Source organism: Methylibium sp., from assembly GCF_013817365.1.
GTDB lineage: Bacteria > Pseudomonadota > Gammaproteobacteria > Burkholderiales > Burkholderiaceae_C > Methylibium.
This window is the reverse complement of record NZ_JACDCU010000173.1, coordinates 1-6,080: the sequence shown is the minus strand read 5'-3', so window position 1 is coordinate 6,080 and position 6,080 is coordinate 1. Positions and strand designations below refer to the sequence as shown.

6 protein-coding genes are annotated in these 6,080 nt (G+C 67.7%); all 6 read right to left on the bottom strand.

Annotated features, from left to right (window positions below; genetic code table 11):
- A partial coding sequence (locus H0W38_RS11680) for an MFS transporter (RefSeq protein ID WP_292454133.1) occupies positions 1 to 987 on the bottom strand: 987 nt, incomplete at its 3' end.
- Between the two features lie 7 nt (positions 988 to 994).
- Positions 995 to 1,243 carry a hypothetical protein gene (locus tag H0W38_RS11675; protein ID WP_292454131.1) on the bottom strand — a complete coding sequence of 83 codons (249 nt, stop codon included), beginning with the start codon at positions 1,241 to 1,243 and terminating at the stop codon, positions 995 to 997.
- Between the two features lie 12 nt (positions 1,244 to 1,255).
- Complete coding sequence (locus H0W38_RS11670) at positions 1,256 to 1,909, bottom strand: metalloregulator ArsR/SmtB family transcription factor (protein ID WP_292454129.1); 654 nt, start codon at positions 1,907 to 1,909, stop codon at positions 1,256 to 1,258.
- A gap of 159 nt (positions 1,910 to 2,068) precedes the next feature.
- Positions 2,069 to 2,923, bottom strand: a complete 855-nt coding sequence (locus H0W38_RS11665) for an oxaloacetate decarboxylase (RefSeq protein ID WP_292454127.1) — start codon at positions 2,921 to 2,923, stop codon at positions 2,069 to 2,071.
- A 38-nt stretch (positions 2,924 to 2,961) separates the two neighbouring features.
- Positions 2,962 to 4,683, bottom strand: coding sequence for a dihydroxy-acid dehydratase (locus H0W38_RS11660; protein ID WP_292454126.1), 1,722 nt, complete (start codon positions 4,681 to 4,683; stop codon positions 2,962 to 2,964).
- Positions 4,684 to 4,705: 22 nt separating this feature from the next.
- The gene (locus H0W38_RS11655) at positions 4,706 to 6,028 is read right to left on the bottom strand and encodes an FAD-dependent oxidoreductase (RefSeq protein ID WP_292454124.1); all 1,323 of its coding nucleotides are present in this window, start codon (positions 6,026 to 6,028) and stop codon (positions 4,706 to 4,708) included.
- Between the last annotated feature and the right edge of the window lie 52 nt (positions 6,029 to 6,080).

Genomic DNA, 6,080 nt, shown 5'->3' with positions numbered 1-6,080 from the left:
CCACCACAGCGCGCCGCTGCCCAAGGGCATCAATGCCACGCCCGCGCCGCAAATCCACATGCCCCACGAGTTGAGCAGATGCCGCCCGACACGGTCGGAGAGCTTGCCGGTGACCAGCTGGGCCCCGCCCCAGGTGAAGCCGTAGATGCCCACTATCCAGCCAATGCCGGGCAAGCTGACCCCCTGTTGGTGCAGGTACACCGGCCAGAAGGCCCAGACCAGCGCGTCGACGAACTTTTCCACCAGCCCGGCCTGACAGATTGCGGCCATACGCCGGTCGCGCCAGCTCATCAGCGCGAACATCTCGGCCGTCGAGGGTTGTGAGCCGACGGCCGTCGGGTACCTGGGCTTCAACGCCTGAGCCGATGGGCTGGCGTGCCGCTTCACCTCATCACGTGCCCAGGGCAGGGTTTCAGCGACCGTAAGCCAGGACAGCAGCGTAGCCAGACCGATGACGACGGCGCCGAACCACAGCAGGCCTTCACGCGGCCCCAGCATCGACGCCAGGTAGCCGGTGATGATGCCGGCGATGGCTACGCCGACATAGCCCGAGAACTCATTGAGCCCGATGACGAGGCCGCGCTGGTCGGCCCGGGTGAAGTCGAGCTTTGCCGTCTGGGTCATCGACCAGGTCAGACCCTGGTTGATGCCCAGGAGGACCGTCGCCGCGACCACCCAAGACCAGCTGGGGGCGAAGTAGACCAGGGGCGGGATGGGTAGCGCGACCAGCCATCCAAAGAGCAGCACCCGCTTGCGGCCGAGCTGCTCCGCCATGCGGCCTGCCACAAAGTTCATCGCACCTTTTACGAACCCGAAGGCCACGACGAACGCCACCAGCAGCATGAAGGAGCCGCGAGGCACGCCGAACTCCGTCTCAGCGAGCGCTGGGACGACGGTGCGCATCATCCCGATGGTCATGCCCACCAGCAGAACCTGCAGCAGTTGCTGCAGGAACTGACCCAGGTTGGCGCGGATGCCGAAGTTCATCGTACGGTCAGGCGTGGGCCGCATCAGGCACTACACCACGAAGATTGGCCTCGACGATGTGCGCCACGTCCGCCGGCTGTGGCGGAATCTCGGCAGTCACCGCCTCGACGAAGGCTTCCTTCAACATCGACAGCATGGGGTTGAAGCGCTTCTCGAACCGTTGCCTTCCTTCTTGACCAGCGTGCCGGCGAGTCGGTGCCGTTGCGGTGCGCTCGCTATCGGAGGGCGCGTCGTTCTGGACGAGAAGCGTTTTCATGGCGGCACCTCGTTACTCCTCGACCGGAAGACCCTTGGCACGCCACTCTGCGACGCCGTCGGTCAGGTGGAAGGCCTGGTAGCCCTTGTTCCGCAGAAGCTCGACGGCATCCTTGGCCATCACGCAGAACGGGCCACGGCAGTACGCGACCACCGGCACGTCCTTCGGCAGTTCGGCCAGGCGCTTCTTGAGTTCGTCAACAGGAAGCGAACGCGCATGCGGCAGATGAGCGACGGAGAACTCGTCCGCGGGGCGCACGTCGAGAACGACGACCTCACCGGCTGCGGCTCGGCGCAGGATGTCAGCGCGGTCGACTCCCTTCAGCTCGTCTGCGTGCTCGACGATGGACGTGAGCGCCATCTGGAGCTCGACCAGACGTTCCTCAGCCTCCGAGCGCAGGTTCACCCAGAGGTCCGCCACGCTGGTGCTGGCTAGCCGATAGAGCACGTACTTGCCGTCCTTGCGGGTGTTGACGAGGCGGGCCTGACGGAGCACCTTGAGATGCGCGCTGGCGAGCTTCACGCTGATTTCGGCTTGTGCTGCCAGCGTCTCGACGGTCTTCTCGCCCTGACACAGGAGCTCAATGAGCTCGAGGCGCTTCGGGCTGGCAACCGCCTTCCCGATGCGGGCGACTTGCTCGTACAACCGGTTCTTGAGCTCTCTCATGCTTAAACTCTAACGTATGTTGGAATGTCAGGGATGCGAGGGATGCGATCTTTTGCGGGCGTCAATCACAAGCGGGTGTACCGGCTCTACCGCGCAGCCGATCTTCCTGGCGAGCGGGTCGACGCCGGGCTCGCCGTGTGCTCGGGGGCTCGAGCCTGATCAGCCCCCGAACATCGCATTGATCTCCGCAAACGGCACCGCCTTCTGCGCGAAGGTGAACGTGCCCTGCTCTCGCACTTCCCGCGCCGCACGCAGGAATTCACCGTAGGCGGCGCGCGCCAGCGCCGAGCCGACGCTGATGCGTTTGACGCCCAGGCGCGCCAGTTCGTCCACCGACAGCGCCGCCCCGGCAAGCCCCATCAGCACGTTGACCGGCCGGGGCGTCACCGCCTGCACCACCGCCGCGATGTCCTGTGGCGTCTTCAGTCCCGGCGCATACAGCACGTCGGCGCCCGCCTCGGCATAGGCCTGCAGGCGGCGGATCGTGTCGGGTAGATCCATGCGGCCGTGGATCAGGTTTTCCGCGCGTGCGGTCAGAACGAAGGGAAAGCTCAGTGCATGCGCCGCCTTCACGGCCGCTCTCACACGCTCCACTGCCTCCTCGAAGGGATAGATCGGCGCGTCGTTGCGGCCGGTGGCGTCTTCGATCGAACCGCCGACCAGTCCCGCTTGCGCGGCCATGCGGATGGTCTTGGCACAGCTCGCGGCGTCATCGCCAAAACCGTTTTCCAGATCGGCGGAGACCGGCAGCCCAGTGGCGCCGACGATCGCCCGCACGTTCTCCAAGGTCTCGTCGCGGCTCACCGCGCCTTGCGAATCGGGCTTGCCGATCGAGAAGGCGTAGCCGGCGCTGGTCGTCGCAAGAGCCTCGAAGCCCATGGCCGCAAGCAGCTTGGCCGAACCGGCGTCCCAGGGATTGGGGATCACGAAGGCGCCGGGCCGTTCGTGAAGCGCGTGAAACTTGCGGGCGCGTTCGGCCTGTCCTGCCGCATCGGTGAGTCGAATGGTTCGCATGCCGATCTCCTGAGTCGCGGTGCCGCGCTCTCGCCAATTCATGAACGGCGCACGATGCGCGGCGTCAACGCCGGGGTCGTGGACACCGACCGCGCGCCCAGCACAGCGCCCCGGGACAGCGGCTGAACCAGTTGGCCGTACAGGTGCAGCCAGCCGAACGGGCCCTTTGGTTGTGGGGGCGTGAAGCCCTCGAGCCGGCGCGCAATCTCGCCGGCGTCGACCTCCAGTTCGATGCGGCGAGCGGTGAGATCAATCTCGATCACGTCACCATCGCGCACCGCCGCCAGTGGGCCGCCCTCGGCCGCCTCGGGCATCACCTGGCCGATCGTGATGCCGCTGTTCAGGCCCGACAACTCGCCGTCGGTGACCACGGCCACGTCGCTTCCCAGCCCGGCGCCCACCAACGCGGCCATGAAGCTCGCAGCAAACACCGTCCCAGGCCCACCCTTCGGGCCGAGCATGCGCAGCACGATGACCTGCCCCGCTTCCACCGTGTGGCTCTCCAACCCCTGGATGGCGACCGCCTCGTCCTCGAACACCCGGGCTTCGCCCCTGAAGCGCCGAATGCCCTGCGGCACCGCGGCCAGCTTGACCAGTGCGCCGTCGGGTGCCAGCGAGCCGCGAATGATCATCAAGCCCGGCTCGTGCGCGAAAGGGTCGTCGAGCGGCCGGATGATGTTCGCGTCGATGTCGGGCGCCCGCGCCAGTACCTCGGCGACGCTGTGGCCCGAGACGGTCCGCACCTCGCCGTCGATCAGCGTGCCCAGCCGTGCCATCACCGCGCGGCAACCGCCCGCCGCCTCGAACTCCTCGATGCGGTGCGGCCCGTTGGGGCGGATGCGCGTGAGCAGCGGCACCTGGTCTGCGGCGCGCTCGAACTCCTCGATCACGTCCACATTGCACTCGGCCTCGATGGCGGTCGCGATCAGATGGCGCATCACGTTGACCGAGCAGCCTGTGGCGACCGCGAAGCGCACCGCGTTGCGGAATGCGCCGGGCGTGAGGATCGCGCGCGGGCGCAGATCCTCCGACACCATCTCGACAATGCGCGCACCGGCCTGCGCCGCCAACTCGTGCAGTCTTGGGCCGTCGGCGCGAATGGGTCCGTTGCCGGGCAGCGTCATGCCCAGCGCCTCGGCCAGGCAGTGCATCGAATTCGCGGTCGCCAGCCCGGCGCACACGCCCGGTCCGTCGATGGCGACGCGGCACATGCCTTCCAGACCCTCGATCGACATCTGACCGGCCTTGACGGTACCGACGGCCTTGTAGACCTCCTCGATATCGACGTGGTGCTCGCCGCACTGGCGGCCGAGCTGGTAGCCGCAGGCGAGGATCAGGCTCGGCACGTCGAGCCGCGCGGCGGCCATCAGATGCGCCGGCGTCGTCTTGTCGCAACTCGACAGCAGCAGCATGCCGTCGAGCTCGGCGCCTTCGATCTGCACCTCGATGTCGTTGACGATGAGGTCGCGCGTGGGCATCAGGTAGCGGCCCTGCCGGCCGGCGCTGGTGACGAAGTCGGAAGGTGCTGCCGTGCGCACCTCGAAGGGCAATCCGCCTGTGGCGCGGATGGCGTCACTGACACGCCGTGCGATGCCGTCGAGGTGCTGAAAGCACACCGACAGCTGGCTCGAGGTGTTGACGATCGCGATCTTGGGCTTATCGAAATCGGCTTCGGCGATGCCCATCGCGCTCCACTGCGCGTGGCGCACGGCCCAGCGGGTCGAGCCGCGTTCGAAATTGCTTCTCAGAGGTCGCACCATGGTCCTTGTTCTCGAAAGTTCGTCAGCCGTCGAGCCGGGCGCCCTGTCGGTTGAGCAGTTCGCGCACCGCCGCGCCCGGGATCGCGCGCGGCTCGACGCGCTCGCGCAGCGCGACGGTGGCCGCCACACCCAAGGCGTGCCCGTAAGAGAAGCACTGCGCCGTCACCCGCGCCGAAGCCACCGCTTCGTGCTCGGCCGAGAGGCAGCGCCCACCGAACAGCAGGCCCTCGCCGCGCTCGGGGACGAAGCAGCCGTAGGGAATCTCGTAGTAGTCGTTGAGCAGCCACGACACGCGCGGCTTGGCGCCCGCATGCAGCTCGATCGGCCAGGGCGAGCGCGCCACGCCATCGGTGAATTTGCTGCCTCGCACGACGTCCTCATTGCGCAGCAGCGCCGTGCCGCGCGCCTGGCGCGTCTGGCGCACGCCCACCTGCACCGCGGTGTCGTTGAGCCAACTCGCCTCACAGCCGGCGAGCTTGTCCTTGAAGAAGCGGGCGTACTCGCGCGCTTGCCGGCGGCCCTGGATCTCCGCCTCCGTGAAATCGTCGGCAATGATGCAGTTGAGCTCGCGCCCGTCGGCACCGCGCACGCGCGTGCAGTTGCACAGCAGTTCGCCGGGGCGCGTTGTTTCGAACAGCCAGATCTTGGTGCGCGGCAGCGCGTAGCCGGACTCCGCGGCGGTGGCGATCATCTCCGACACCTCGGGCGGCAGGATGGTGTCTGCGCCGTAGGCGGCCTTGAAGCGCTGCGTGTCCACGCCCTGCAGCCGGAAAATCATGGTCGGGTTCTGCACCACGCCGTCGGCGCCGCAGTAGGTTTGCAGGCCGGCCATCGCCACCACGTCGGCATCGCCGCTGGCGTCGATGGTCAGCCCCGCGCGCACGTCGAGCAGGCCGCCCTTGGTCCAGATCGTCGCACCCTCGATCCGGTCACCGCTGCGGTGCACACCGATGGCCAGGGAGTGATAGGCGATGCGCACGCCGGCATCGCCGAGCAGCGCGTCGGCGGAGTCGCGCCAAGCGAGCGGCTCGTGCACGCGCGTCCACGTCTTGCCGTAGAGCATGGGTGCGCTCAGGCCGCCGCGCTGCTCCATCGCTGCGATGAAGTCGTCGACGAAACCGAACACGATCTTCTTCGGCTCGCGCGGCGTTTCCTCTGCCTCGTACAGGCCGCAGACGGTCCCCGACAGCCCCGCCACCGCGCCGCCACCGCAAAAGCCGTAGCGCTCCACCAGCAGGGTTCTCAGCCCGGCACGGGCGGCGGTCGTGGCCGCGGCCACACCGGTCGCGCCGCCGCCGACGACGAGCACGTCCACGTCGACCCGTTGGCTCGGTCTTGCATCCATGCCTGTCTCCTTGCGCAATGCTCGTTGCAGCGCGATACCGCTAGCGCAGTCC